Below are 24,353 nucleotides of genomic sequence, written 5' to 3' on the forward strand. Positions count from 1 at the left end.
GCTCGCCCGTCCGGGCGGGCGCATTGGAGAGTTTGTTATGTCCGTTCGCGATCCGAACGCTGTCCTTTGCGTCAGCGGTATCGGCAAGACCTATGCGCAGCCGGTACTGAGCGATATCAGCCTGAGCTTGATGCGCGGCGAAGTGTTGGCGCTGACCGGCGAAAATGGCGCTGGTAAAAGTACCTTGTCCAAGATCATCGGCGGGCTGGTCACGCCGACCACCGGGCAGATGCAATTCCAGGGGCAGGATTACCGTCCCGGCAGTCGGGCCCAGGCCGAATCGCTGGGCGTGCGCATGGTGATGCAGGAACTCAACCTGCTGCCGACCCTTTCCGTGGCCGAAAACCTGTTCCTCGACAATCTGCCCAGCCACGGCGGCTGGATCAGCCGCAAGCAATTGCGCGCGGCGGCAGTCGAGGCCATGGCGCAAGTGGGGCTCGATGCAATCGACCCCGATACGTTGGTTGGTGAGCTGGGAATCGGTCACCAGCAGATGGTCGAGATCGCCCGCAACCTGATCGGCGACTGCCACGTGCTGATCCTCGACGAACCAACCGCCATGCTGACGGCCCGTGAAGTCGAGATGCTGTTCGAGCAGATCTTGCGCCTGCAGGCCCGGGGCGTATCGATCATCTATATTTCCCATCGCCTCGAAGAACTGGCGCGGGTGGCCCAGCGCATTGCGGTATTGCGCGACGGCAACCTGGTCTGCGTCGAGCCGATGGCCAACTACAACAGCGAGCAGTTGGTGACGTTGATGGTCGGCCGGGAGCTGGGCGAGCACATCGACCTGGGCCCGCGCCAGATTGGCGCACCGGCGCTGACCGTCGCGGGCTTGACCCGTTCCGACAAGGTTCGTGATGTGTCCTTCGAGGTTCGCAGCGGCGAAATCTTTGGCATTTCCGGGCTGATCGGGGCAGGGCGCACCGAGCTTTTGCGGCTGATCTTCGGCGCTGACGCGGCGGATAGCGGCACCGTGGCGCTGGGTTCACCGGCCAAGGTCGTCAGCATTCGTTCACCGGCCGATGCGGTGGCCCACGGCATTGCGCTGATCACCGAGGACCGCAAGGGTGAAGGCCTGCTGCTGACCCAATCCATCGCGGCGAATATCGCGCTCGGCAACATGCCGGAGATCTCCAGCGCCGGCCTGGTCAATGGCGGCGCGGAACTGGCGTTGGCGCAGCGGCAGATCGATGCCATGCGCATCCGCAGCTCCAGTCCGACTCAATTGGTCTCCGAGCTGTCGGGCGGCAACCAGCAGAAAGTCGTGATCGGCCGCTGGCTCGAACGCGATTGCTCGGTGCTGTTGTTCGACGAGCCGACCCGCGGCATCGACGTCGGTGCCAAATTCGACATTTATGCGCTGCTGGGTGAGTTGACTCGCCAGGGCAAGGCGTTGGTCGTGGTGTCCAGTGACTTGCGCGAGCTGATGCTGATCTGTGACCGGATCGGCGTACTGTCTGCCGGCCGCCTCATCGATACCTTCGAACGTGACAGCTGGACCCAGGATGATTTGCTTGCCGCGGCGTTCGCCGGCTACCAAAAACGTGATGCGTTGCTCAACGAAGCAGCGCCTAGGGAACTCTCATGAAAACCGCACCTGCCATCGGCAAATCCAATGGCAACTTCTTTGGCCTGGGGACTTACCTGGGCCTGGCCGGTGCCTTGCTGGCCATGATCGCGCTGTTCTCGGTCCTGAGCAGCCATTTCCTGTCCTATGACACTTTCAGCACCCTCGCCAACCAGATCCCGGACCTGATGGTTCTGGCGGTCGGCATGACGTTTATCCTGATCATTGGCGGCATCGACTTGTCGGTGGGCTCGGTGTTGGCGCTGGCCGCATCGACCGTCAGCGTGGCGATCCTCGGCTGGGGCTGGAGCGTCTGGCCGTCGGCCCTGCTCGGCATGGCCGTTGCGGCGCTGGCGGGTACGGTCACCGGTTCGATCACCGTGGCGTGGCGCATTCCATCATTCATCGTTTCGCTGGGTGTGCTGGAAATGGCCCGTGGCCTGGCGTACCAGATGACCGGCTCGCGCACCGCCTATATCGGCGACTCTTTTGCTTGGCTGTCCAATCCGTTCGCCTTTGGTATTTCACCGTCGTTCATCATTGCCTTGCTGGTGATCTTCATTGCCCAGGCGGTGCTGACCCGCACCGTGTTCGGTCGCTACCTGATCGGCATCGGTACCAATGAAGAAGCCGTGCGCCTGGCTGGCATCAATCCGAAACCCTACAAGATCCTGGTGTTCAGCCTGATGGGGCTGTTGGCCGGACTCGCGGCGCTGTTCCAGATTTCGCGCCTGGAAGCGGCGGATCCGAACGCGGGCTCAGGGCTTGAGTTGCAAGTGATTGCCGCCGTGGTCATTGGCGGGACCAGCCTGATGGGCGGCCGGGGTTCGGTCATCAGCACCTTCTTTGGTGTGTTGATCATCTCGGTGCTGGCGGCTGGCCTGGCCCAGATCGGTGCCACCGAGCCGACCAAGCGCATCATCACCGGCGCAGTGATCGTGGTGGCGGTGGTGCTCGATACGTACCGCAGCCAGCGCGCCAGTCGGCGGGCTTGAGCCATGGCAACCATCAAGGATGTGGCGGCACTCGCGGGGATCTCCTACACGACCGTCTCGCACGTAGTGAACAAGACGCGGCCGGTCAGTGACGAGGTGCGGCGCAAGGTCGAGGCGGCGATCGAGCGGTTGGACTACGTGCCGAGTGCCGTGGCGCGCTCGCTCAAGGCCAAGACCACGGCAACCATCGGTTTGCTGGTGCCCAATAGCCTCAACCCGTACTTTGCCGAGCTGGCCCGAGGAATCGAGGACTACTGCGAGCGCAATGGCTATTGCGTGATCCTGTGCAACTCCGATGACAATCCGGACAAGCAGCGCAGCTATCTGCGGGTGCTGCTGGAAAAGCGTATCGATGGATTGATCGTGGCCTCGGCCGGAGGTGATGTCGGCCTCGCCGAGGGGCTGGCCAACGTGCGCACGCCCATGGTGATCGTCGACCGTGGGCTCGATGGCGTCGACGCCGACCTGGTGCGCATCGATCATGAGTACGGCGCGTACCTGGCGACCCGGCACCTGCTGGAATTGGGGCATCGCGACATTGCCTTCGTCGGCGGTCCGGCAGATACCAGCGTGGCGCAAATGCGCCTGGCGGGGTACTGCCGTGCGTTGAAAGAGGCGGGGATCGAGTTGCCTGTCGAGCGCATGCTTGAAAGCGATTTCACCAGCACCGGTGGCTACCGTGCCGCGGCCCAGTTGCTTGAGCACCGGCCGCCCAGCGCGATCTTTGCGGCCAACGACATGATCGGCATCGGTGCGCTGCGTGCCGCCGCCGAGCGTAATGTGCGAGTGCCCAGCGAACTGTCGATCATCGGCTTCGATGACATCCAGATGAGCCGCTATGTCTACCCGGCGCTGACAACGGTGGGGCAGTCGATCCTGCAGCTCGGCGAGATGGCGGCGGAAGTGCTGCTGCGACGCATCGCGACGCCGACGCTCGCCACGGACCAGCGGATCGTCACACCCAGCATTGTCTTGCGAGAGTCGACTGCACCGTTGTCCGGTACATTCGCCCAATACCGCTGAAAATCGAATTGATGAGTAATGATGTATGCCAGCAAAAGTAGTGGTGATAGGCAGCCTGAACATGGACCTGGTGACCCGGGCGCCGCGTCTGCCTCGTGGTGGTGAAACGCTGATCGGAGAATCGTTCTCCACTATCCCGGGTGGCAAGGGCGCCAACCAGGCGGTGGCCGCCGCGCGCCTGGGGGCGCAAGTGTCCATGGTCGGTTGCGTGGGCGGCGATGCCTATGGCGAGCAATTGCGCGGCGCGCTGTTGGCCGAGGGTATTGATTGCCAGGCAGTCCGCGTGGTGGAAGGTTCCAGCGGTGTTGCGCTGATCGTGGTCGATGACAACAGCCAGAATGCGATTGTTATCGTCGCTGGTGCCAACGGTGCGCTTACCGCCGAAGTCCTGGACGGTGTCGATGAAGTATTGCAGCACGCCGACGTGATCATCTGCCAGCTTGAAGTGCCGGATGCCACGGTGGGCCACGCCCTCAAGCGCGCCCGTGAGTTGGGCAAGATCGTCATCCTCAACCCCGCGCCGGCTTCCCATACATTGCCGGCCGACTGGTACGCCTGCGTCGATTACCTGATTCCCAACGAAAGCGAGGCAGCGGTGCTGAGCGGATTAGCGGTGGATTCCCTGGAAACCGCCGAAGGCGCCGCGACACAGTTGATCGCCGCTGGCGCCTGCAAGGTGATCGTGACCCTGGGTGCCCAAGGATTGATGTTTGCCAACGGCACGAGCTTCGAACACTTCCCCGCACCGCGGGTCAAGGCGGTCGATACCACGGCGGCCGGCGATACGTTTGTCGGTGGGTTCGCGGCTGCCTTGGCCAGTGGCAAGAATGAGCTCGAGGCCATTCGTTTCGGCCAGGTCGCCGCTGCGTTGTCGGTTACCCGCGCTGGCGCGCAACCCTCCATACCGTCACTGCAGGAAGTACAGGCGTTCGAATCATGAAAAAGACTCCGTTGCTGAACATCGCCTTGTCGCGGCTGATCGCCTCCCTCGGTCATGGCGACAAGGTAGTCATCGGTGACGCCGGGCTTCCCGTGCCGCCAGGGGTCGAATTGATCGACCTGGCGCTGACCCATGGCGTCCCAGACTTCGTCAGTACCTTGAAGGTGGTGCTCAGCGAGATGCAGGTCGAAAGCCACGTACTGGCTGAAGAGATCCTTGATAAACAACCGTCGGCCCTGGCCACGCTGGAGGCGCTGCATGCCGAAGGCGCGTTGGGCGCACGGGAACTGGTCCGCCACGAGCAGTTCAAGATCCTTAGCCGACAGGCGCGGGCGATTATTCGCACGGGAGAGTGTTCTCCGTACTGCAACGTGGTGCTGATCGCCGGCGTCACGTTCTAAGTTTTATCCACCCTGCACAAGGAGTGCGCCATGCACCGCTATGCTCAGAAAATGCATCAACTGTTGCGGAGTCTGCTGCTTTTGTCATTGATCACGGCTACAAGCGCCCAGGCGGCGGAGAAAATCGATCTGATCATCGACACCGATCCTGGTGCCGACGACGTCGTTGCGTTGTTGTTTGCCCTGGCGTCTCCCGAAGAGCTGCATATCCGTGCCCTGACCACCGTGGCGGGCAACGTGCGGCTGGACAAGACTTCCCGCAACGCGCGCCTGGCCCGGGAATGGGCGGGGCGCGAGGAAGTACCGGTCTATGCGGGCGCGCCCAAGCCGATGATGCGCACGCCCATCTATGCGGAAAACATCCACGGTAAGGAAGGCCTGTCCGGCGTGACCGTGCATGAGCCGAAGAAGGGACTGGCCCAGGGCAACGCCGTCAATTACCTGATCGATACCCTCAAGGCCGCCAAGCCGCACAGCATCACCATCGCCATGCTCGGTCCGCAAACGAACCTGGCCCTGGCGTTGATCCAGGAGCCGGACATCGCCCAGGGCATCAAGGAAGTGGTGATCATGGGCGGTGCGCATTTCAATGGCGGCAACATCACCCCGGTGGCCGAATTCAATCTGTACGCCGATCCCCAGGCGGCGGAAGTGGTCGCCAAGAGTGGCCTGAAGCTGACCTATCTGCCGTTGGACGTGACCCATAAAATACTCACCAGCGAGGCGCGCCTGAAGCAGATCGCCGCGCTGAACAACAACGCCAGCAAGTTGGTCGGCGACATCCTCAACGAGTACGTGAAGGGCGACATGGAGCACTACGGCATGACAGGCGGGCCGGTGCATGACGCGACGGTGATTGCCTACCTGCTGAAGCCGCAATTGTTTACCGGCCGCTCGGTCAACCTGGTGGTGGACAGCCGCGAAGGTCCGACTTTCGGGCAGACCGTGGTCGACTGGTATGACGGCTTGAAGGCACCCAAGAATGCTTTCTGGGTGAAGGAGGGCGATGCCCAGGGTTTCTTCGACTTGTTGACCGAGCGATTGGCGCGTCTCAAGTAGCCTAGTTTGCAGCGAGCCCGCAGGCAAAGCCTGCGGTGGCCTCAGTCAATCGCTTCGATGACGCTGGGGTAGCGTTCGAAGGCCTGCTGGATGAAGTTCTGCGCCGCTTGTGTGCCCAATTCCTTCACCAGCAGCTCGATGCCGATGATCGCCAACTCTTCCGGGCTGCCCGGGCTGTATGAGCTGTGGCCCTGCGCCCATTTGGCATTGATGGTGGCTTCGATGCTGACGGTGCTCATGTCGGGGCTCGCAGGGTTGTAAGGTCTGTAGGTTGAGTTAACCATTTTTGCGTCGGGTTGGGCAGTGCGACTTAGGCATCAAGAGGGCGCTGTGCGACACTTGTTTTTTTGACTTTTGCGGGAGCCCAGTCGTGCAGATCGACCTGAACGATCCAGATGGACTGACAGTTGAAGCGGTTCGGCAATTGTTGGCTTCTGCCAGTGACGACGAGCACACCCAGCTACGTGTGACCAAGGGTGGAATCGCCTATCTTTCGTCGGGCGTCGTGGGTGGCGCCGACATCGACGGGTTGCTGTTTCGGCTGGAAACCTGGGCGAAGGGGTCGGGATATGTCGGAAGGGTCGCGGCCAGCGATGAGGTCTGGGTCACGCAGATCTACAACGCACTCAAGGAAAACTGGCCGAACCCAGCCTTCGATTACATCGACATCTACTGAGCGCATTCATATTCAGTCACGATTGAGCCATGAACAGAAAAGGGAGCTCAGGCAAACTGCCGGTTTTGCGGGTGAGGGCACGATGATGGCCTTGGTGTTGAAACCAAGTTTCGCCTGGGTTGTCGCACGCTCTCTGGTTAATTCATCCTAATAGGAGGCTTCATGCCTTGGAAGCTTGCGTCATTGAGTACTTTGCTGGCCGCTGCGCTCTTGAGCGGTTGCAGCAGCACCTCTGAGTCGCCCCCTGAGCCTGTGGCGTCCGATACCGGCGATAGCCGCTGTGAAGCAAAGGCAGCCGAGTTCGCAATCGGCAAGCAGGCTTCGCCCCAATTGCTGGAGCAGGCAAGGTCCCGTGCAGGCGCGCAGTATGCGCGTATCCTCAAGCCCAACGACATGGTCACGCTTGAGTACCGTTCCGATCGCCTGAACCTCAATACCGATGCCGGCCTGGTGGTCAATCGAGTGAGCTGCGGCTGAGCGGTTTTCAATAGACCATAAAAAACCCCGTCACATGGACGGGGTTTTTTTAGTCCACCGAGAAATTACTCTGGGCGAACCTGTGCAGCTTGCATACCCTTTTGGCCTTTCTCAGCCACGAAGGAAACGGTCTGGCCTTCTTTCAGGCTTTTGAAACCGTCGCTTTCGATAGCTTTGAAGTGTACGAACAGGTCGTCACCGCCACCTGTAGGAGTGATGAAGCCGAAGCCTTTTTCATCGTTGAACCATTTAACGGTGCCGGTTTGGCGATTAGACATGGTGTATCTCCAAGAAACATATATTTTCAGTGTACTGTGCTGCTCAGGCCAACTGGGCACACCGGGGTATCATAGTCGAAATGTTCGATTTGGGAGCCCCCCGCAGGCGCTGTTTGCCAATCAGTCGTGTTTTCTTTACCGCCTGAACCGCCTGAAAGGCCCGGTTTCAAAGGCTTTCAGTCGAACGTAAAGACGATAAAAAAAGCTGTAAAACCTGTAGAAATCGTTCAAAAAAGGAGCTAATCAGCCCTTTTTATCGCTGCCGAGCCAAATTCAAGCGCTTGTCTTCTCATTTTTTCGCGGGGGGATTGGCCTTGCATTTGGCGATCTGGCCGAGCGCTTTCTGCTGCAATTCGGGGCTGGCCTTATTGTCCATCAGCGCCTGGATATCGCTCGCCGGGTAGGATTTGATCGCGTCGGCGCCACAAGCACAGTGGGCCTTGGCCGCGGCCGCGCCGATCTGCGGGGTCGCCGCTTGAGTGCACTGGGCCATGTATTTTTCGCGCTCGCCCTTGGGCCACTCGGCATGGGCGGTCAATGGAAGCAGCAGGGCGAAGGGGGCGACGACTGCCAGTAGTGTGTTCAGACGCATGCGAAGATGCTCCTTTAGGGTCGGTGTCTTGTTATCTGAGGCGTTGCAAGCGTTTCGGTTCAGCACTCTGGCATAAAAACAGCCAGTTTACGCCCGCTTCAATCCGGACGCGGCGATGACCGTTCATCTGTGCTAGCATGCCGGGCTCGGGTATTTTTCAGGCTCCGCAGGACGACAGGTCCCGGTGGCGGTAAATGTTCGATTAACCCTGATTTGAATCCCAGTCACTCTGGTTCGGTTTTCCCGGTTGGCCGCAAGGCTCCTGCCGCTGTAAGGCAGGCGTTCGTCATTGAATGGCCTGGACTGGATCTTGTACTGGCTCATCCCAACCCACGTGACCTTTGGTAGGGGTCACCACTAGGAGAGGAGGCGCCATGCCAACTATTACTCTTCCCGACGGCAGTCAACGTTCGTTCGATCATCCGGTTTCCGTAGCCGAAGTCGCCGCATCCATCGGCGCGGGCCTGGCCAAGGCCACCCTGGCCGGCAAGGTCAACGGCAAACTGGTCGATGCCAGCGACGTCATTGACAGCGATGCCACGCTGCAAATCATTACACCCAAGGATGCAGAGGGGCTGGAGATCATTCGCCACTCTTGCGCGCACCTGGTCGGTCATGCGGTCAAGCAGCTGTACCCGAGCGCGAAGATGGTCATCGGGCCGGTCATCGATGAAGGCTTCTATTATGACATCGCCTTCGAGCGTCCTTTTACCCCGGACGACATGGCCGCCATCGAACAGCGCATGCAACAGCTGATCGAGAAAGATTACGACGTCATCAAGAAAGTCACCCCGCGCGCCGAAGTCATCGAGGTCTTCAAGGCCCGTGGCGAGGACTACAAGTTGCGTCTGGTGGAAGACATGCCGGACGAGCAGGCCATGGGTCTGTACTACCACGAAGAATACGTCGACATGTGCCGCGGCCCGCACGTGCCGAACACGCGTTTCCTGAAATCCTTCAAGCTGACCAAGCTGTCCGGCGCCTACTGGCGTGGCGATGCGAAGAACGAGCAGTTGCAGCGCGTCTACGGCACGGCCTGGGCCGACAAGAAGCAACTGGCGGCCTACATCCAGCGAATCGAGGAGGCCGAAAAACGCGATCACCGCAAGATCGGCAAGCGCCTGGGCCTGTTCCACACCCAGGAAGAGTCCCCGGGCATGGTGTTCTGGCACCCGAACGGCTGGACCCTGTACCAGGTGCTCGAGCAGTACATGCGCCAGGTCCAGCGTGAGAACGGCTACCTTGAGATCAAGACGCCGCAGGTGGTCGACCGCAGCCTGTGGGAGAAATCCGGGCACTGGGCCAACTACGCCGACAACATGTTCACCACCCAGTCGGAAAACCGCGACTACGCCATCAAGCCGATGAACTGCCCTTGCCACGTGCAGGTGTTCAACCAGGGCTTGAAAAGCTACCGCGAGCTGCCGATGCGCCTGGCCGAGTTCGGTGCCTGCCATCGCAACGAGCCGTCGGGTGCACTGCACGGCATCATGCGTGTACGCGCATTTACCCAGGATGACGCGCACATTTTCTGCACCGAAGAGCAGATGCAGGCCGAATCCGCCGCCTTCATCAAGCTGACCATGGACGTCTATCGAGACTTCGGCTTCACCGAAGTAGAGATGAAGCTGTCCACTCGTCCGGAAAAGCGCGTTGGCTCCGACGAGCTGTGGGATCGCGCCGAAGCGGCCCTGGCCGCCGCCCTCGACAGCGCGGGCCTTGCGTACGATCTGCAACCGGGCGAGGGGGCTTTCTACGGTCCAAAGATCGAATTCTCGCTGAAAGATTGCCTTGGTCGCGTCTGGCAGTGTGGTACCCTGCAGCTCGATTTTAACCTGCCGATCCGTCTGGGCGCCGAATACGTGTCCGAAGACAACAGCCGCAAGCACCCGGTCATGCTTCACCGCGCGATTCTCGGTTCCTTCGAGCGTTTCGTCGGGATCCTGATCGAACACTACGAGGGCGCGTTCCCCGCGTGGCTGGCGCCGACCCAGGCAGTGATCATGAATATCACTGATAAACAGGCAGATTTTGCCGCTGAAGTCGAAAAAACTCTCAACCAAAGCGGATTTCGTGCCAAGTCCGACTTGAGAAATGAAAAGATCGGCTTTAAAATCCGCGAGCATACTTTGCTCAAGGTTCCCTTTCTCTTGGTTATCGGAGATCGGGAGGTCGAGATGCAGACTGTCGCTGTGCGTACTCGTGAAGGTGCTGACCTGGGCTCGATGCCCGTCGCCGAATTCGCTGAGTTCCTCGCGCAAGCGGTTTCCCGGCGTGGTCGCCCAGATTTGGAGTAATTATTATTAAGCGTGAAATGAGACAAGATAAACGAGCTGCACCGAAAGCCCCGATCAACGAGAATATCTCGGCACGCGAGGTTCGGTTAATTGGTGCTGAAGGTGAACAGCTTGGGATTGTGTCAATTGAAGACGCGCTTCTTAAGGCTGAAGAGGCCAAACTGGATCTGGTGGAAATTTCCGCCGATGCAGTACCCCCTGTTTGCAAACTGATGGACTACGGCAAATCGATCTTCGAAAAGAAGAAGCAGGTTGCCGCTGCAAAGAAAAACCAGAAGCAGATTCAGGTAAAAGAAATCAAGTTTCGTCCAGGGACGGAGGAAGGGGATTACCAGGTAAAACTGCGCAACCTGGTACGTTTCCTGAGTGACGGGGACAGGGCCAAGGTATCCTTGCGATTCCGCGGCCGTGAGATGGCCCACCAGGAGCTGGGGATGGAACTCCTCAAGCGGGTTGAACAAGACCTGCTCGAGTACGGTTCGGTCGAACAGCATCCTAAGATGGAAGGACGCCAGCTGATCATGGTCATCGCCCCGAAAAAGAAGAAGTAATCAACAGGGCACGGCAGGCCTTCTGATTATGTTTATCAACTGAATGCGGAGTATCCGAACATGCCAAAGATGAAAACGAAAAGTGGTGCTGCTAAGCGGTTTCTGAAAACTGCTAACGGTATCAAGCATAAACACGCTTTCAAGAGCCACATCCTGACCAAAATGTCGACCAAGCGTAAGCGTCAGCTGCGCGGTAGCAGCTTGCTGCACCCGTCCGACGTTGCAAAAGTCAAGCGTATGCTGCGCCTTTGCTAATTTTTGGTTAAGAATAGAGGAAGTAACTCATGGCTCGTGTAAAGCGTGGCGTCATTGCCCGTAAGCGTCACAAAAAAATTCTGAAACTTGCTAAAGGCTACTACGGCGCGCGTTCCCGCGTATTCCGTGTTGCCAAGCAAGCGGTAATCAAGGCAGGCCAATACGCCTACCGTGACCGTCGTCAGAAAAAACGTCAGTTCCGCGCTCTGTGGATCGCTCGTATCAACGCTGGTGCTCGTGTTAACGGTCTGTCCTACAGCCGTTTCATCGCTGGCCTGAAAAAAGCGTCCATCGAGATCGACCGTAAGGTTCTGGCTGATCTGGCAGTGAACGAAAAAGCGGCGTTTGCTGCGATTGTCGAGAAAGCTAAAGCCACCTTGGCTTAAGTACCCCCGGCAGTCACCGGGGTCCACCTCTGTGGGCCCAGGTGCCAAACGTCATAAATAGGGGAAGAGCCTTAAAGCTCTTCCCCTATTTTGTATCTGGAGTCTGTACATGGAAAACCTGGACGCGCTGGTCGCTCAAGCACTAGAGGCTGTGCAAAGCGCTGAAGATATCAATGCCCTGGAGCAAATCCGGGTTCACTACCTTGGCAAGAAAGGCGAGTTGACTCAGGTGATGAAGACCCTGGGGAACCTGCCGGCCGAAGAGCGTCCGCAGGTCGGTGCGCTGATCAACGTCGCCAAGGAACGTGTCACAGAGGTTCTCAATGCACGCAAGGCGCTGTTCGAGGAGGCCGGTCTGGCCGCCAAGCTCGCCGCCGAATCCATTGACGTGACCCTGCCTGGCCGTGGCCAGACTTCCGGTGGGCTGCATCCGGTTACCCGGACCCTGGAACGCATCGAGCAATTCTTCACCCACATTGGCTACGGCATCGCCGAAGGCCCCGAGGTCGAAGACGATTATCATAACTTCGAGGCGCTCAACATCCCTGGCCACCACCCGGCCCGGTCGATGCACGACACCTTCTATTTCAACGCGAACATGCTGTTGCGCACCCATACCTCGCCGGTACAGGTCCGCACCATGGAATCGCAGCAGCCGCCGATCCGCATCGTCTGCCCAGGCCGTGTGTACCGCAGCGACTCCGATATCACCCACTCGCCGATGTTCCACCAGGTCGAAGGCCTGCTGGTTGATCGCGACATCAATTTCGCCGACCTGAAAGGCACCATCGAGGAGTTCCTGCGGGTGTTCTTCGAGAAAGAGTTGGCCGTGCGTTTCCGCCCTTCATACTTCCCGTTCACCGAGCCATCGGCCGAAGTCGATATGGAGTGCGTGATGTGCAGCGGCAAAGGCTGCCGTGTCTGCAAGCAGACTGGCTGGCTGGAAGTCATGGGCTGCGGCATGGTTCATCCGAACGTGCTGCGCATGTCCGGGATCGATCCGGAAGAATTCTCGGGCTTTGCCTTCGGCATGGGCGTCGAACGCCTGGCCATGCTCCGTTACGGTGTGAATGACTTGCGCCTGTTCTTCGACAACGACTTGCGGTTCCTTGCGCAATTTCGCTAGGTCGCAACCCGTAACGAATCTATTAGGAGAGCAGGATGAAATTCAGTGAACAGTGGCTGCGCGGCTGGGTAAGCCCGCAGGTAAGCCAGGACGAGCTGGTTGCTCGCCTGTCGATGGCCGGTCTTGAGGTCGATAGCGTCACGTCGGCCGCCGGTGCATTCAGCGGTGTGGTCGTGGGCGAGGTGCTGAGCACCGAACAGCACCCTGACGCTGACAAGCTGCGGGTTTGCCAGGTCAGCAACGGCGCGCAAACGTTCCAGGTGGTTTGTGGTGCGCCAAACGTGCGCCCCGGCTTGAAAATTCCGTTCGCGATGATCGGTGCCGAACTGCCGGGCGACTTCAAGATCAAGAAAGCCAAGCTGCGCGGCGTCGAGTCCAACGGCATGTTGTGCTCCCAGGCTGAACTGCAGGTTGGCGAAGGCAATGATGGCTTGATGGAGCTTCCGGCCGATGCGCCGGTTGGCCAGGACATCCGCCAATACCTGGGCCTGGACGATGCGAGCATCGAGGTCGACCTGACACCGAACCGTGGCGACTGCCTGTCGGTGGCCGGCCTGGCCCGTGAAGTCGGCGCCTTGTATGCCGCGTCGGTCACGCGTCCCGTGGTCGCGCCGGTCCCCGCCGTGCATGACGAAGTGCGTCCGGTCGAAGTCCTGGCGCCAGCGGCGTGCCCGCGCTACCTGGGTCGAGTGATCCGTAACGTCGACCTGTCCAAGCCGACGCCGCTGTGGATGGTCGAGCGCCTGCGTCGCTCCGACGTGCGCAGCATCGACGCGGCTGTCGACATCACCAACTACGTGATGCTTGAGTTGGGCCAACCGCTGCACGCCTTCGATCTTGCCGAAATCAACGGCGGCATTCGCGTGCGCATGGCCGACGAAGGCGAGAAGCTGGTGCTGCTCGACGGTCAGGAAGTGACCCTGCGCAGCGATACGCTGGTGATTGCCGACCATACCCGCGCCCTGGCGATTGCCGGCGTGATGGGTGGCGAGCACAGTGGCGTCTCCACGACCACCCGCGACGTGTTCCTTGAAAGCGCGTTCTTCGACCAGATCGCCGTTGCTGGCAAGGCTCGCTCGTACGGCCTGCACACCGATGCCTCGCACCGTTACGAGCGTGGCGTGGACTGGCAGCTCGCCCGTGAAGCCATGGAGCGTGCCACTGGCCTGCTGCTGGAAATCACCGGTGGCGAAGCCGGCCCGATCATCGAGACCGTCAGCGAACAGCACCTGCCCAAGATTGCACCGGTCACCCTGCGTGCCCAGCGCATCACCCAGATGCTGGGCATGGCAATGGACCCGACTGAAGTCGAGCGCCTGCTCAGCGCCCTGGGCCTGACCATCCGCGCGGACGGGGAAGGGCAGTGGCGCGTCGAAGTGCCAAGTCATCGTTTCGATATCAGCCTGGAAGTCGACCTGATCGAGGAGCTGGCTCGCCTGTACGGCTACAACCGCCTGCCGGTTCGCTATCCGCAAGCCCGCTTGGCCCCGCAAGCCAAGGCTGAAGCCCGTAGCGACCTGCCGGAACTGCGTCGCCTGCTGGTAGCTCGTGGGTATCAGGAAGCGATCACCTACAGCTTCATCGATCCACGCCAGTTCGAGCTGTTCAATCCGGGTGTCGCGCCGTTGTTGTTGGCGAACCCGATTTCCAACGACATGGCGGCTATGCGCTCATCCCTTTGGCCAGGCCTGGTCAAGTCGCTGCAGCACAACCTGAATCGTCAGCAGGATCGCGTACGCCTGTTCGAAAGCGGCCTGCGCTTCGTGGGTCAGCTGGACGGCTTGAAGCAAGAATCGATGCTCGCCGGTGTGGTCTGTGGCAGTCGCCTGCCGGAAGGCTGGGCGCAAGGTCGCGACGTCGTGGACTTCTTCGACATCAAGGCCGACGTGGAAGCAGTGCTGGGCTTCGCCGGCGCACTCGACGCGTTCACTTTCGTTCCGGGCAAGCATCCGGCGCTGCACCCTGGGCAAACCGCGCGCATCGAGCGGGACGGGCGTGAAGTTGGCTACGTGGGTGCCATTCATCCTGAACTGTCGAAAACCTTGGGCCTGGATCGTCCGGTCTTTGTTTTCGAGCTGGTCCTGGCTGAAGTCGCTCAAGGAAAAATGCCGAAATTCCAAGAGTTATCGCGCTTTCCTGAAGTGCGCCGTGACCTGGCCCTGGTGGCTGATGTGGGTGTCGCGTCCAGCGCTGTATTGGCGGTAATTCGTGAAAATGCAGGCGAATGGCTGACGGACCTCAGGCTATTTGACGTGTATCAGGGTAAAGGTATTGATCCGCATAGAAAAAGCCTTGCAGTCGGCTTGACCTGGCAGCATCCATCGCGCACTCTTAATGACGATGAGGTGAATACCGCAACGCAGAATATCCTCACCTCGCTCGAACACAGGTTGAACGCCACGTTAAGGAAGTGACGTATGGGGGCTCTGACGAAAGCTGAGATGGCGGAACGTCTGTATGAGGAGTTGGGCCTGAATAAACGGGAGGCCAAAGAATTGGTCGAACTGTTTTTCGAAGAAATCAGGCACGCTCTCGAAGACAACGAACAGGTCAAATTGTCCGGTTTCGGCAATTTCGACCTTCGGGACAAACGTCAGCGGCCTGGCCGCAATCCGAAAACGGGAGAAGAAATCCCGATCACGGCTCGCCGTGTGGTCACCTTTCGTCCAGGGCAGAAGTTGAAAGCCCGAGTTGAGGCTTATGCTGGAACCAAGTCATAACGACGAACTACCCGTCATCCCGGGCAAACGCTACTTCACCATCGGTGAAGTCAGCGAGCTGTGTGCGGTAAAACCGCACGTGCTGCGCTATTGGGAGCAGGAGTTTCCTCAACTCAACCCGGTCAAGCGCCGCGGAAACCGCCGGTATTATCAGCGACAAGACGTTCTGATGATCCGGCAGATCCGCGCGCTGCTATATGACCAGGGGTTCACCATCGGCGGCGCACGCCTGCGCCTCTCCGGTGATGAGGCCAAAGACGATACAACCCAGTACAAACAAATGATCCGCCAGATGATCGCCGAGCTCGAAGATGTGCTGGTGGTGCTCAAGAAATAAATTTCTGCTTTTAAATACTTCCAGTTTTCAAAAGCTTGCGATATATTCCTGAGCGTTCCGTTGAGAAGCGGAACAAGATACACGCCTAGTCGGGGCGTAGCGCAGTCCGGTAGCGCACTAGCATGGGGTGCTAGGGGTCGAGTGTTCGAATCACTCCGTCCCGACCATATAATTCAAGGGGTTGCGAGATTTTATCTCGCGACCCCTTTTTGTTTTTGGTCATTTTTACCCCTACAAAATGACTGGCTCTCGGTGGAATCCTCGGCTGATACAAAGGCCAGAGTTTGTCCCGGAAGGCACAAGCAGCACGTCAATGCGTCCAGTCAGACCTTCAGGCCGAACGCACGTTTACGCAGAGCTGTCCGTTCTTGATCAGTTAATCGTTGCTCCGAAAATCGCGAACAAGATTCTCGCTTGGACTGATAGGGCTGAGTGCGCAGACAGAAGTGTTCGAGAGATGTTGAATGGGTGTGAGCTCGACTTCGGGCGATCGCGTGATTCGCGCCTCGGGCATGAGTATCCTCAGAGTCGGATTTTCGTTTTCATGTGCTTATCTAGGCGACACGCTTGGTCGGCTGACGTTCGCATATGGCTTTACCGTACGGAGGGATGAAGCGTATCGTGCTGGCAAAAGGACATGGATAGATATTTGCCTTGCAAGGATGACGTTTCTTCTCTGAGCGCCCATCTCTTCGCTGCATATCCTTAGCATCCTGCTTAAGGATCAGGCATCCAGACGTTCCTAAAAACATCGTTGGAACAAGCTTGCCGGGATGTCCCGCGTTTCTTCCTGCGTAAGCGCTTGATAGCGCATAAAAGCTAACTTAAAGGCTGAAATGTGGACTTTTCGACATTATTAAAATTGTGGGATGACGCCAGCACTGCTCAGCTAATGGCTCCGCGTGTAGTCATGGTGGCCGTGGCGGCTTTGTGCCTATGGTATACCGGAAGATATTTCATCCCATCGTTCGTGTTGAGCCGAAGGCTCAAGTCGCTTAGGCGTAGCATTACTGCTATCAAGGGAAAGTCGCCTGATCAGCTCCAAGCAGAGCTGGAGAAAGTATTCGGTGCGACAAAACTGAAGCATCTTTGGAAAGAGTATTCAGAGACTCTTCACAATCAGTTCGAATATCACGAAGGCGAGGAGCGTCTGGTGCGCTCCCGTGCGACCACTGTCGCGGCAAATTTTTTTACAGGTCAGAGTGTTGTCGATACACCGTTGGCTACTGAGTTCTTCAAGCACCTTCCGGGCATTCTGACGGGTGTTGGCATTGTCGGAACCTTCTTTGGCCTGATGCTAGGTTTGCAGCACTTTGATCCAAGCACGCCGGAGCTGGTCAACTCAAGCGTGGACAAACTCCTGAAGGATGTACTCTTTGCCTTCATCGGTTCATTCCTTTCCATCATGGCGTCGATCATCGTTACTGTCTCGGAAAAGTGGCGATTAGGGCGCTGTTACAAGCACCTTGAATCGCTGAATGAGGCAATCGATAGCCTATTCGACAGTGGAGTTGGCGAGGAATATCTTGCTGCGCTCGTAAGGTCCAGTGCTGAAAACTCGGTCCAGACTCGCCAGCTGAAAGACAGCCTGGTTACGGACCTTCGGGAAATGCTGCAAAACCTGGTCGATACGCAGGTCCGCGAAAGCCTCAAGTTGGCAGACACGTTATCTACGACCTATCGTGACTCCGGGCAGATGTTAGCGGATCAGGTCAGCAGTGCCATTGAAAACAGCTTGAAGTCGCCATTGGAGGCGATTGCTGGGGCGGTACAGGCTGCGAGCGGCGATCAATCCGGCCAAGTGCAGAACCTGCTTCAGGATGTTCTGGTTGCTTTCATGAACAAGCTGGAAGGCACCTTCGGCCAGCAATTCAACGGCCTGAACGAAATGATGGGCCAGTCCGTCGCTGCCATGCATTCAATGCAGCAAGGATTCTCCAGCCTCATTCAAGACATGCGCTCGGCTAGCGAAAACTCGAATCAGAGCAGCTCAGCAATGATTGCACAGCTGCTTACCGACATGCAGACCGGCCAAAGTGCCATGCAGGCTGGTATGAACGAGATGCTGACAAATCTGCAGTCGTCCATCGCCCGCATCGGCAGTGAGGGCGAAGACGCTGGCGCTCGTATGGCACAGCAGTTGGAAAAAATGTTCGCCGACAGCGAGGCGCGCCAGCTGGCGATGGCCGAGAGTCTTCAGTTGTTTGTCGAGTCAATCCAAAAAAACATGGGCCAAGGTCAGCAAGAAACCATGGCCAAGATTGCAGGCTCTGTAGAGGTGCTCGGCGAGCAGTTATCTACTGTTTTCAAAAAACTGGAAAGTGGGCGCGAGCAAATGGATCAGTCCACTCGCGTTGCACAAGCTGAGCTTCATCACGGCACTCGCGAGTTGGTGGGTGGGTTGGATGAGCAGGTCAAAACGCTGCTGCAGTCTGTCGCTGAACAAAATAAAGCCTCTCAAGACAACGTCAAGGCATTAAGCGCGCAAACCGAACAGCATCTGCAAAGCATGCAACTAGGTGCAGACAAAATGAGAGCCGCAGCTGAGCGCTTTGAAAATGCTGGACTGAGTGTATCGAAGGCCAGTGAATCGACGGCTAGTTTGTTGGGCACTGTTCAAGGGGCTGGTACCGAGCTTGCTCAGGCCTCACGAGAGTTGAACAGCGTCGTCGCGGACTATCGCAACAACCGTGAATCGTTGAGCAAAACACTAACCGTCATCGAAGGTGTGGTGGCTAGCGCGCAAGTTGAGGCCAGCGGACGTGCTCAATACCTCCAGGATCTGAAGCAACAATCGGAACGCATGCAGTCGCTCAATCGCGAGGTTCATGAGTACCTGGAAAACATCAGTGGTGTTTTGGGTGATGGTTTCAAAGAGTTTGGTGACGGTATGGACAGGGTACTCCGGCAGACGTTGGGTAGTCTGGATACGGAGCTGGATAAAGCTGTTAAAAGTCTGGCTGGCGGCGTCGACGGTGTGAAGGAAAGCATTGAAGACTTCGGCGACATCATGGAACGAATTAGGCAGTAACGGAGGCTGACATATGTTTGGTAAGCAAATGCCTTCGGTGGCCCGAGCCAAGGATGAAGCGGAGAAACCGTTCTGGATTTCTTTTGCCGACCTGATGACGGCCATGATGATCCTGTTTCTCGTAGTGATGGTAGCGGCCCTGAGTTCGGTCACCCAGAGAATCAATCAGGCGGAGCAAGGCGAGAAACAGCGCAGTCGCGACATTAGCCAGCTCTGCGAGCATTTGCAGCTCAAGGCTAAGGGCTCGAATGCAACCATCGTTGTCGACTGCAAAGACAACCGCATCAGTTTCGGTGAGGCGGGACGTTTTGGGCACAACCAGTACTCACTGAGCGACGAGGGTCAAAGTGCCCTTCAGGGCGTAGTGCCGCTCATCCTTGATGCGGCGGATAGCGAAGAGGGTCGCAAGTGGTTCAAACAGGTCGTTATTGAGGGGTTTACCGATACCGTTGGCTCATACTTGTACAACCTGCACCTATCATTGCAGCGATCCGAGTGGGTCATGTGCAGCTTGCTTGATAGTCGCAGTCCTCTGCAAATTGGCCTCTCCGCTGATAGGCAACAGCAGATCAGATCGATGTTCTTGGCGGGTGGTGTTTCTTTCAACAATGCAAAGGACACCAATGAGGCAAGTCGCCGAGTTGAACTGAGAATGCAGTTCTACGGTTTGAAGGAGAAAGAGGAAAACCTCAAACCAGAAGTTCCAGTATTCGCCAGCACAGTGTCCGAGAAATGCCAGTTGGCGATGACGCGATGACCAGTGCATTAGCCAAGCTGTCGTCAGCTATAGCGCTCGGGCTCGCTGCCCGTAGAAGTGTGATCAGTTCTGAACCGTTGGCTCGCTTTCCTCGAATGGAAGCTGCCAGTGCTGATTTATATGATCGGTTTGAGCGGGCAGAGAAAGCATTGCCACCGCCTCAGGAAAAGCGTAGAGCCGCCATCAATAAGTTCAGAAATGTCCTGCCTCTGACGTCTTCCGAGTGGCGCATGGTCTTCGCCGGTCTCGCAGATAAAAGCGAGCGTGTAGGACCCATTCTTGAGGACGAGCAACTTTATGGCCGAATCCATATCGAGGTCAGTCAGCGGATCGAAAAACGGCGACTGAGCCGCCGCGATTGGCTGGCGCTTTGTTTCAGCTACTTCGGTTACGAGTCCGATAAACCCGACACGAATCCCGTCTGGTGCTTGTTGCAAGGCGACATCCGCAAGGGTTTCGCTTGTGTAAAGGCTCAACAAACTCGTGAAAAAGAATGGATGCGCATCGTCCAACATCATAAGGAGCTGTTTTCCGAACGGGCGGGAGAGACGCTTGGCGAGCAGATGTTCAACGGCGAAATCAGTGATCTCTCGGTGCTGCAAACGATCGCGCAGATCCCTAACAGCAGTTGGTTATGGCACAGGATATTTAACGTATTGCTGTCTCGAATCTTCAATTTGGACGACGAAGAGTTCTCGAAACGATTCCCCGACTTCATTGAGATCGGACGTCAGCATCCGACATACATGAATGCGCTCCTCAGCGCTTGCCTGACGCGTTATCATGCAGCGACGTATCGGGAAAAACCGTCATCTCTTCTCAAACAGACTGCTTTAGATAACTGGGGCAGCCCACAGATTCGTTCCAAGCAAAACAGCTGGCTTCAGTACGTGGAGAAAGACGTTTGTGCGATGGTGGTCGCGTGGTTTGCGAAAGAAGACCTTGAGCACTTCTTCAATCTGTTGAAAGGTGATGCCGACGTTGACCATTCGCGTCTTCACTACTGGCTTCGTTTTGCAAATCAGATGAGCTACACCCTCATTGTCATGGGATTAGACGCTTGGGGTGATCGAAGTAAGGACTTCGTCCATTTTCGTGAAAAAAATAAGGGGCGTTTCAGTCGCTTGGGAGGCGCTCCTAGCCACAACAATGCCGTGGTCATGCAGATAGGGGATTATTTTTTTGTAGAGTTTTCCGGCACAGGTAACGCCTGCTATGTGTATGAGGCAATTAAATCACCGTTCAATCCGGACAAATCTCAATTAGAACTGGGGGAACTTAAACAACCGCCTCGGGCTTTGGCGCGCATGCGCCACTCACCGGCTCCAAGCAGTCCAACTCGAATCGAGGGTTGGTTGAGCAAATTTGATGATGAACTTCAGCGACTAGGGATCTCGATTCAAACGCAGTCTGGGTTTGGGCCGTACTTATCCTCAAAGCAACAGTTGACGAGCTTGGACGAACAAGTCCGAGATGCCGTGAAAACGGTTAGATACAAAATCCACGACTCCCGCGGCAAGGGTGGCGCCTTCCAAGTCCACTTGGATAGTCATGACAACTCCGCTATAGCCGCGCTTCAACGCCTAGGCTTCAAGACCGTCAACAATCAGCCACTGAGATTCTGGAGGCAGTAATGCTCAAGCGTTTTCTATCTGAAAAAGGCCTGCTGCCGAAGTCCGGTGAGATCAATGATTTACCGACGTACTTGATAGAGGAGCAGGGATTGTGTTTCCCGCTGAGCCTTGCCGAGAGTACTGAGTTTTGGCCACTGGTAAGTTACCTCGATCAGCTCGAAGAGGAGGAGTTCGTATCCCAGCTCAGTGATCGATGGCTACTGTCGTGGGACGAGCTTTATCGACTATTGAATGACGAAGGACACGTCAGCAGCGTACCGTTGCTCGGATTGCCAAATCAGTCGAACTTTACCCCACAGCTCACTAGCCAAGGCAGTCTTGCTTCGAACGATTTCAAGGTATCGATAGGTGCTTGGCGCGATAACGAATCCGCCGCTACAGTGCAAACCAAACGCACGGGCGCAGTCCTCACGTATGGCGATAAAATCGAGCTGCTGCCTGAGGCAACTTATCAATTGGTGAGTGCTGTTCGGCAGCTCCATTTATCGCAACAAGAAAGCCCTGGCGAACTTACCAACCAGATTGGTTGGGCCAGCGTCCGCAAGCTGGCCCGCAAGGCTGGCGCAGGTATGGATGGTTTTCTCGAAAAAACCGTTGTGGTCAGGCCCGATAATCTTCGTCTCAATCCACGTAAATCGAGCGTAGGCAATACGCCAGTCATCGAGCTGGAACCTACTTTCGACGGGCAGCCGGAAAATTGGCTGGAAAGTTTCGATGCCCACAAACAAGTGCAGGATCGTTACCGAGTTACCGGGGCTGATGGATCATTGACCCATGTGCTGATCGAGCCGGAAGTTAAATCGGTGCTCGATTATGTGCGTTCACTGCACGGACGCCGGGTGGCGGGCGACCATGCGCTTTCATTTATCCGGAATCCCTATAGTGCCTTGGGTGATAGTGCCAGTCAGGTGCTGGACGCTGACACCTATGAAAGCGACCTGGCGGACGCTGGTATCTTCTTTCACCGTTTTCATCTTGAGCCCGAGCTCAACGATACCGGTCTGCGCATTCAGCGCATTAACCTTACCCTTGAGCCCATTTCACCAACGCCGCAAGCATCGATAGAGCTGCCGTTCAACGAAGCCCATGAGTTTGCTCCCTTCGTGCATGAGCTTCAGTTGAAGCTGGCTGCAGGCATGCCGGCGGGCTTCTGGCAGGGTTACGAGCTTGAATTAAGCGACTTCGATTTACGCCAATTGGCAGGCATCAGTGAGTTGCTTAGACGCTGGCAGAACGAAGCGGCTGGCGCGGAGTTCGACGCAGTGTTGGATTTGTCGCTGTATGGCGATCGTGTCACTGGCATCGGCGAAGCAGAGCGCATCACGTCACCTTTTCTGGTCAAGGAGACGACAGAAAACTGGTTGCCTAAAGACCTCGCGGATTTAGGCATCGACGCCGAAATCCTCGGGCGCTGGGATCCGTCGGATCGGGCTCAGTTTGATGAGTTCGAGCAACGGCTGGACGAGGCTCGCGCGGCAGGTGATGAGACGGTGCTGATGCCACTCTCCGACACGCCGCTTTCCATCTCGGCGGCAGAGCAGCTGTTTGATGCCTGGTCCAAAAAGATATCCATACCCGAGACCCGGATTTCGAGTCTTGACGAAAAAGTAGGCCGTGCGGTACTCCAAATTGGTCATAACATCGACGAGCCAACGTACGTTCAAGTACGTCAGCAAGCCCTACGAGCAGCACTCGATGCTCAGCCTGAGCTGCCGAGCCTGCTAAGACCCGAAGTCATCTTGAGAGAACATCAGTTACAGGGCGTTGCATGGCTTCAACATCTCTTCCGGCTTTCGCCAACAGACGTCTCAGGTTGCTTGCTCGCCGATGACATGGGCCTGGGCAAAACCATACAACTGCTGACGTTTCTGGTCTGGTATTTGGAGCAATATCCTCAAGACAAGCCGACCTTGATCGTTGCGCCGGTTTCATTGCTCGATAACTGGGAGCGAGAGCTGCACCGGTTCTTCTTTGCTGACGCACTCCCAGTCCTGAAGCTTTACGGCTCGGCTTTGAGCGCGGTGAAGTTCAAGAAAGATGAGATTCCCGCCGACTTGAAGGCGAAGGGTATCAAGAACCTGCTTCGCCCGGGCTGGGTTGGCGGTGCACGTATCGTACTGACCACCTATGAAACGCTTCGTGACCAAGAGTTTTCCCTAGCTCGCCAGCAATGGTCGATCGTCGTGTGCGACGAAGCTCAGAAACTAAAGAACCCTGCCGCTCTGGTGACTCAGGCAATCAAGGCTGTTCCGGCTCGATTCCGGGTCGCTTGCACCGGGACGCCAGTGGAAAACTCCCTGATTGATCTTTGGTGCCTGTTCGACTTCATCCAGCCAGGCTTCCTTGGCGGGTTGAACCAGTTTGGTCGGGAGTACCAGCGACCCATCGAAGCTGCACTTGAGCGAGACACCGTTGCCTTGGAACGCTTGCGTGAGCTGATTGAGCCGCAAACCCTGCGCCGCACCAAACAAGACATCGCCAAAGACCTGCCCGCGAAAATCGAAGACAAGGGTTGCCGTTCACTGTCGATGCACACCCTACAGCGAAATCTTTACCTCTCGGAAATTTCGGCCTATAGCCAGAAGCAACAGATCGAAGAACAGCTTGATCAGAAAACCTCCGGAATGCTCGGCCTGCTGCACAAGCTCAAACTCATCTGTGCTCACCCCTATAGTGTTCAGCCGGACAAACGCCTGCGTGACAACTCGCCGAAACTGCGTTGGCTGATCGATACCCTGGAGTCCATCAAAAAGGCTGGGAAGGGTGACAAAGTCATTCTCTTTACCGAACTGCGTGATATCCAGCGTGAACTTCAACACGCTATTCAGGAGCATTTCGGATTCCGCGCCACCGTGATCAACGGCGACACAAGCACCAGCAGCCAGAGCGCGAACAGTCGACAAAAACTGATCGACCAGTTCCAGGCTCAGGCGGGGTTCTCTGTGATCATCCTCTCGACTATTGCCGTTGGCTTTGGTGTCAACGTTCAGGCTGCCAACCACGTCATCCACTTCACCCGATGCTGGAACCCGGCCAAAGAAGATCAAGCCACCGACCGTGCGTATCGGATCGGGCAGGAGAAGGATGTTTACGTGTATTACCCAACAGTGCGCGATGCAGCGATGCCGACGTTTGAAGCGACGCTGGATGAGCTGTTGAGCAAGAGACGGGCGTTGGCGAGGGATATGTTGAGCGGCTCCGGGGATATTCAAGCCAGTGACTTTGAACGAGTGCTCGGGGTCAGTTGA

The 24,353-nt window shown here is 57.2% G+C and carries 23 protein-coding genes and 1 tRNA gene; 21 read left to right on the forward strand and 3 right to left on the reverse strand.

Annotation, left to right across the window (positions count from 1 at the left end):
* The first annotated feature begins 37 nt into the window (after positions 1–37).
* The 6 genes from HU742_RS08660 to HU742_RS08685 are packed head-to-tail and all read left to right on the forward strand — an operon-like array spanning position 38 to position 5,988.
* Positions 38–1,591: a sugar ABC transporter ATP-binding protein gene (locus tag HU742_RS08660; protein ID WP_186637821.1), complete on the forward strand. Its 1,554-nt coding sequence runs from the start codon at positions 38–40 to the stop codon at positions 1,589–1,591.
* Positions 1,588–2,565, forward strand: coding sequence for an ABC transporter permease (locus HU742_RS08665; RefSeq protein WP_186637818.1), 978 nt, complete (start codon positions 1,588–1,590; stop codon positions 2,563–2,565). Before HU742_RS08660 ends, HU742_RS08665 begins: the two co-directional genes overlap by 4 nt.
* A gap of 3 nt (positions 2,566–2,568) precedes the next feature.
* Positions 2,569–3,588, forward strand: coding sequence for a LacI family DNA-binding transcriptional regulator (locus HU742_RS08670; RefSeq protein WP_186642232.1), 1,020 nt, complete (start codon positions 2,569–2,571; stop codon positions 3,586–3,588).
* A gap of 25 nt (positions 3,589–3,613) precedes the next feature.
* Positions 3,614–4,528 carry a ribokinase gene (gene rbsK, locus HU742_RS08675; RefSeq protein ID WP_186642233.1) on the forward strand — a complete coding sequence of 305 codons (915 nt, stop codon included), beginning with the start codon at positions 3,614–3,616 and terminating at the stop codon, positions 4,526–4,528.
* The gene (rbsD, locus tag HU742_RS08680) at positions 4,525–4,929 is read left to right on the forward strand and encodes a D-ribose pyranase (protein WP_186637811.1); all 405 of its coding nucleotides are present in this window, start codon (positions 4,525–4,527) and stop codon (positions 4,927–4,929) included. The genes rbsK and rbsD overlap by 4 nt, the downstream gene beginning before the upstream one ends.
* 30 nt (positions 4,930–4,959) lie before the next feature.
* Positions 4,960–5,988: a nucleoside hydrolase gene (locus tag HU742_RS08685; RefSeq protein WP_186642234.1), complete on the forward strand. Its 1,029-nt coding sequence runs from the start codon at positions 4,960–4,962 to the stop codon at positions 5,986–5,988.
* A 41-nt stretch (positions 5,989–6,029) separates the two neighbouring features.
* On the opposite strand, the gene HU742_RS08690 is transcribed toward HU742_RS08685, so the two are convergent.
* Complete coding sequence (locus HU742_RS08690) at positions 6,030–6,227, reverse strand: hypothetical protein (protein ID WP_186637806.1); 198 nt, start codon at positions 6,225–6,227, stop codon at positions 6,030–6,032.
* Positions 6,228–6,358: 131 nt separating this feature from the next.
* Here HU742_RS08690 and HU742_RS08695 point away from each other — a divergent pair, with 131 nt between their 5' ends.
* The gene (locus HU742_RS08695; RefSeq protein ID WP_186642235.1) at positions 6,359–6,664 is read left to right on the forward strand and encodes a hypothetical protein; all 306 of its coding nucleotides are present in this window, start codon (positions 6,359–6,361) and stop codon (positions 6,662–6,664) included.
* A gap of 162 nt (positions 6,665–6,826) precedes the next feature.
* Positions 6,827–7,141, forward strand: coding sequence for an I78 family peptidase inhibitor (locus tag HU742_RS08700; RefSeq protein WP_186642236.1), 315 nt, complete (start codon positions 6,827–6,829; stop codon positions 7,139–7,141).
* A 65-nt stretch (positions 7,142–7,206) separates the two neighbouring features.
* Here the strand turns inward: HU742_RS08700 and HU742_RS08705 are convergent, their stop codons facing one another.
* Positions 7,207–7,419: a cold-shock protein gene (locus HU742_RS08705; RefSeq protein ID WP_047229330.1), complete on the reverse strand. Its 213-nt coding sequence runs from the start codon at positions 7,417–7,419 to the stop codon at positions 7,207–7,209.
* Positions 7,420–7,708: 289 nt separating this feature from the next.
* Positions 7,709–8,011: a hypothetical protein gene (locus HU742_RS08710; protein ID WP_186637798.1), complete on the reverse strand. Its 303-nt coding sequence runs from the start codon at positions 8,009–8,011 to the stop codon at positions 7,709–7,711.
* A gap of 374 nt (positions 8,012–8,385) precedes the next feature.
* Here HU742_RS08710 and thrS point away from each other — a divergent pair, with 374 nt between their 5' ends.
* The 13 genes from thrS to zorD all read left to right on the forward strand — a co-directional run bounded on the left by thrS (position 8,386) and on the right by zorD (position 24,353).
* Positions 8,386–10,308 carry a threonine--tRNA ligase gene (gene thrS / locus HU742_RS08715; protein WP_186637795.1) on the forward strand — a complete coding sequence of 641 codons (1,923 nt, stop codon included), beginning with the start codon at positions 8,386–8,388 and terminating at the stop codon, positions 10,306–10,308.
* Positions 10,308–10,859 carry a translation initiation factor IF-3 gene (gene infC, locus HU742_RS08720; protein WP_186637946.1) on the forward strand — a complete coding sequence of 184 codons (552 nt, stop codon included), beginning with the start codon at positions 10,308–10,310 and terminating at the stop codon, positions 10,857–10,859. The genes thrS and infC overlap by 1 nt, the downstream gene beginning before the upstream one ends.
* A 60-nt stretch (positions 10,860–10,919) precedes the next feature.
* Positions 10,920–11,114, forward strand: a complete 195-nt coding sequence (rpmI, locus tag HU742_RS08725) for a 50S ribosomal protein L35 (RefSeq protein WP_003442181.1) — start codon at positions 10,920–10,922, stop codon at positions 11,112–11,114.
* A gap of 29 nt (positions 11,115–11,143) precedes the next feature.
* Positions 11,144–11,500 carry a 50S ribosomal protein L20 gene (gene rplT, locus HU742_RS08730; protein ID WP_002553161.1) on the forward strand — a complete coding sequence of 119 codons (357 nt, stop codon included), beginning with the start codon at positions 11,144–11,146 and terminating at the stop codon, positions 11,498–11,500.
* Positions 11,501–11,609: 109 nt separating this feature from the next.
* A complete protein-coding gene (gene pheS / locus HU742_RS08735; protein ID WP_030142134.1) occupies positions 11,610–12,626 on the forward strand; it encodes a phenylalanine--tRNA ligase subunit alpha in 1,017 nt (338 codons plus the stop codon).
* A gap of 35 nt (positions 12,627–12,661) precedes the next feature.
* Positions 12,662–15,040, forward strand: a complete 2,379-nt coding sequence (pheT, locus tag HU742_RS08740; protein WP_186637793.1) for a phenylalanine--tRNA ligase subunit beta — start codon at positions 12,662–12,664, stop codon at positions 15,038–15,040.
* A gap of 3 nt (positions 15,041–15,043) precedes the next feature.
* Complete coding sequence (gene ihfA / locus HU742_RS08745) at positions 15,044–15,346, forward strand: integration host factor subunit alpha (protein ID WP_002553164.1); 303 nt, start codon at positions 15,044–15,046, stop codon at positions 15,344–15,346.
* A complete protein-coding gene (locus HU742_RS08750) occupies positions 15,327–15,683 on the forward strand; it encodes a MerR family transcriptional regulator (protein ID WP_003179985.1) in 357 nt (118 codons plus the stop codon). Before ihfA ends, HU742_RS08750 begins: the two co-directional genes overlap by 20 nt.
* 90 nt (positions 15,684–15,773) lie before the next feature.
* Positions 15,774–15,850: transfer RNA gene (locus HU742_RS08755), tRNA-Pro, on the forward strand.
* A gap of 671 nt (positions 15,851–16,521) precedes the next feature.
* On the forward strand, positions 16,522–18,714 hold the full coding sequence (gene zorA1, locus HU742_RS08760; protein ID WP_186642237.1) for a type I Zorya anti-phage system protein ZorA1: 2,193 nt from the start codon (positions 16,522–16,524) through the stop codon (positions 18,712–18,714).
* A 13-nt stretch (positions 18,715–18,727) separates the two neighbouring features.
* Complete coding sequence (zorB1, locus tag HU742_RS08765) at positions 18,728–19,471, forward strand: type I Zorya anti-phage system protein ZorB1 (protein ID WP_186642238.1); 744 nt, start codon at positions 18,728–18,730, stop codon at positions 19,469–19,471.
* On the forward strand, positions 19,468–21,105 hold the full coding sequence (zorC, locus tag HU742_RS08770) for a type I Zorya anti-phage system protein ZorC (protein ID WP_186642929.1): 1,638 nt from the start codon (positions 19,468–19,470) through the stop codon (positions 21,103–21,105). Before zorB1 ends, zorC begins: the two co-directional genes overlap by 4 nt.
* Positions 21,105–24,353 (forward strand): type I Zorya anti-phage system protein ZorD, encoded by a 3,249-nt coding sequence (gene zorD, locus HU742_RS08775; protein ID WP_186642239.1) that lies wholly within the window; start codon positions 21,105–21,107, stop codon positions 24,351–24,353. The genes zorC and zorD overlap by 1 nt, the downstream gene beginning before the upstream one ends.

The organism is Pseudomonas marvdashtae (assembly GCF_014268655.2).
Taxonomy (GTDB): Bacteria; Pseudomonadota; Gammaproteobacteria; order Pseudomonadales; family Pseudomonadaceae; genus Aquipseudomonas; species Aquipseudomonas marvdashtae.

What these genes read in the sequence shown, in the direction of transcription:
- HU742_RS08660 (WP_186637821.1), top strand. Translation starts at nt 38, where the DNA reads ATGTCCGTTCGCGATCCGAACGCTGTCCTTTGCGTCAGCGGTATCGGC.
- HU742_RS08665 (WP_186637818.1), top strand. Translation starts at nt 1,588, where the DNA reads ATGAAAACCGCACCTGCCATCGGCAAATCCAATGGCAACTTCTTTGGC.
- HU742_RS08670 (WP_186642232.1), top strand. Translation starts at nt 2,569, where the DNA reads ATGGCAACCATCAAGGATGTGGCGGCACTCGCGGGGATCTCCTACACG.
- rbsK (WP_186642233.1), top strand. Translation starts at nt 3,614, where the DNA reads ATGCCAGCAAAAGTAGTGGTGATAGGCAGCCTGAACATGGACCTGGTG.
- rbsD (WP_186637811.1), top strand. Translation starts at nt 4,525, where the DNA reads ATGAAAAAGACTCCGTTGCTGAACATCGCCTTGTCGCGGCTGATCGCC.
- HU742_RS08685 (WP_186642234.1), top strand. Translation starts at nt 4,960, where the DNA reads ATGCACCGCTATGCTCAGAAAATGCATCAACTGTTGCGGAGTCTGCTG.
- HU742_RS08690 (WP_186637806.1), bottom strand. Translation starts at nt 6,227, where the DNA reads ATGAGCACCGTCAGCATCGAAGCCACCATCAATGCCAAATGGGCGCAG.
- HU742_RS08700 (WP_186642236.1), top strand. Translation starts at nt 6,827, where the DNA reads ATGCCTTGGAAGCTTGCGTCATTGAGTACTTTGCTGGCCGCTGCGCTC.
- HU742_RS08705 (WP_047229330.1), bottom strand. Translation starts at nt 7,419, where the DNA reads ATGTCTAATCGCCAAACCGGCACCGTTAAATGGTTCAACGATGAAAAA.
- HU742_RS08710 (WP_186637798.1), bottom strand. Translation starts at nt 8,011, where the DNA reads ATGCGTCTGAACACACTACTGGCAGTCGTCGCCCCCTTCGCCCTGCTG.
- thrS (WP_186637795.1), top strand. Translation starts at nt 8,386, where the DNA reads ATGCCAACTATTACTCTTCCCGACGGCAGTCAACGTTCGTTCGATCAT.
- rpmI (WP_003442181.1), top strand. Translation starts at nt 10,920, where the DNA reads ATGCCAAAGATGAAAACGAAAAGTGGTGCTGCTAAGCGGTTTCTGAAA.
- rplT (WP_002553161.1), top strand. Translation starts at nt 11,144, where the DNA reads ATGGCTCGTGTAAAGCGTGGCGTCATTGCCCGTAAGCGTCACAAAAAA.
- pheS (WP_030142134.1), top strand. Translation starts at nt 11,610, where the DNA reads ATGGAAAACCTGGACGCGCTGGTCGCTCAAGCACTAGAGGCTGTGCAA.
- pheT (WP_186637793.1), top strand. Translation starts at nt 12,662, where the DNA reads ATGAAATTCAGTGAACAGTGGCTGCGCGGCTGGGTAAGCCCGCAGGTA.
- ihfA (WP_002553164.1), top strand. Translation starts at nt 15,044, where the DNA reads ATGGGGGCTCTGACGAAAGCTGAGATGGCGGAACGTCTGTATGAGGAG.
- HU742_RS08750 (WP_003179985.1), top strand. Translation starts at nt 15,327, where the DNA reads ATGCTGGAACCAAGTCATAACGACGAACTACCCGTCATCCCGGGCAAA.
- zorB1 (WP_186642238.1), top strand. Translation starts at nt 18,728, where the DNA reads ATGTTTGGTAAGCAAATGCCTTCGGTGGCCCGAGCCAAGGATGAAGCG.
- zorC (WP_186642929.1), top strand. Translation starts at nt 19,468, where the DNA reads ATGACCAGTGCATTAGCCAAGCTGTCGTCAGCTATAGCGCTCGGGCTC.
- zorD (WP_186642239.1), top strand. Translation starts at nt 21,105, where the DNA reads ATGCTCAAGCGTTTTCTATCTGAAAAAGGCCTGCTGCCGAAGTCCGGT.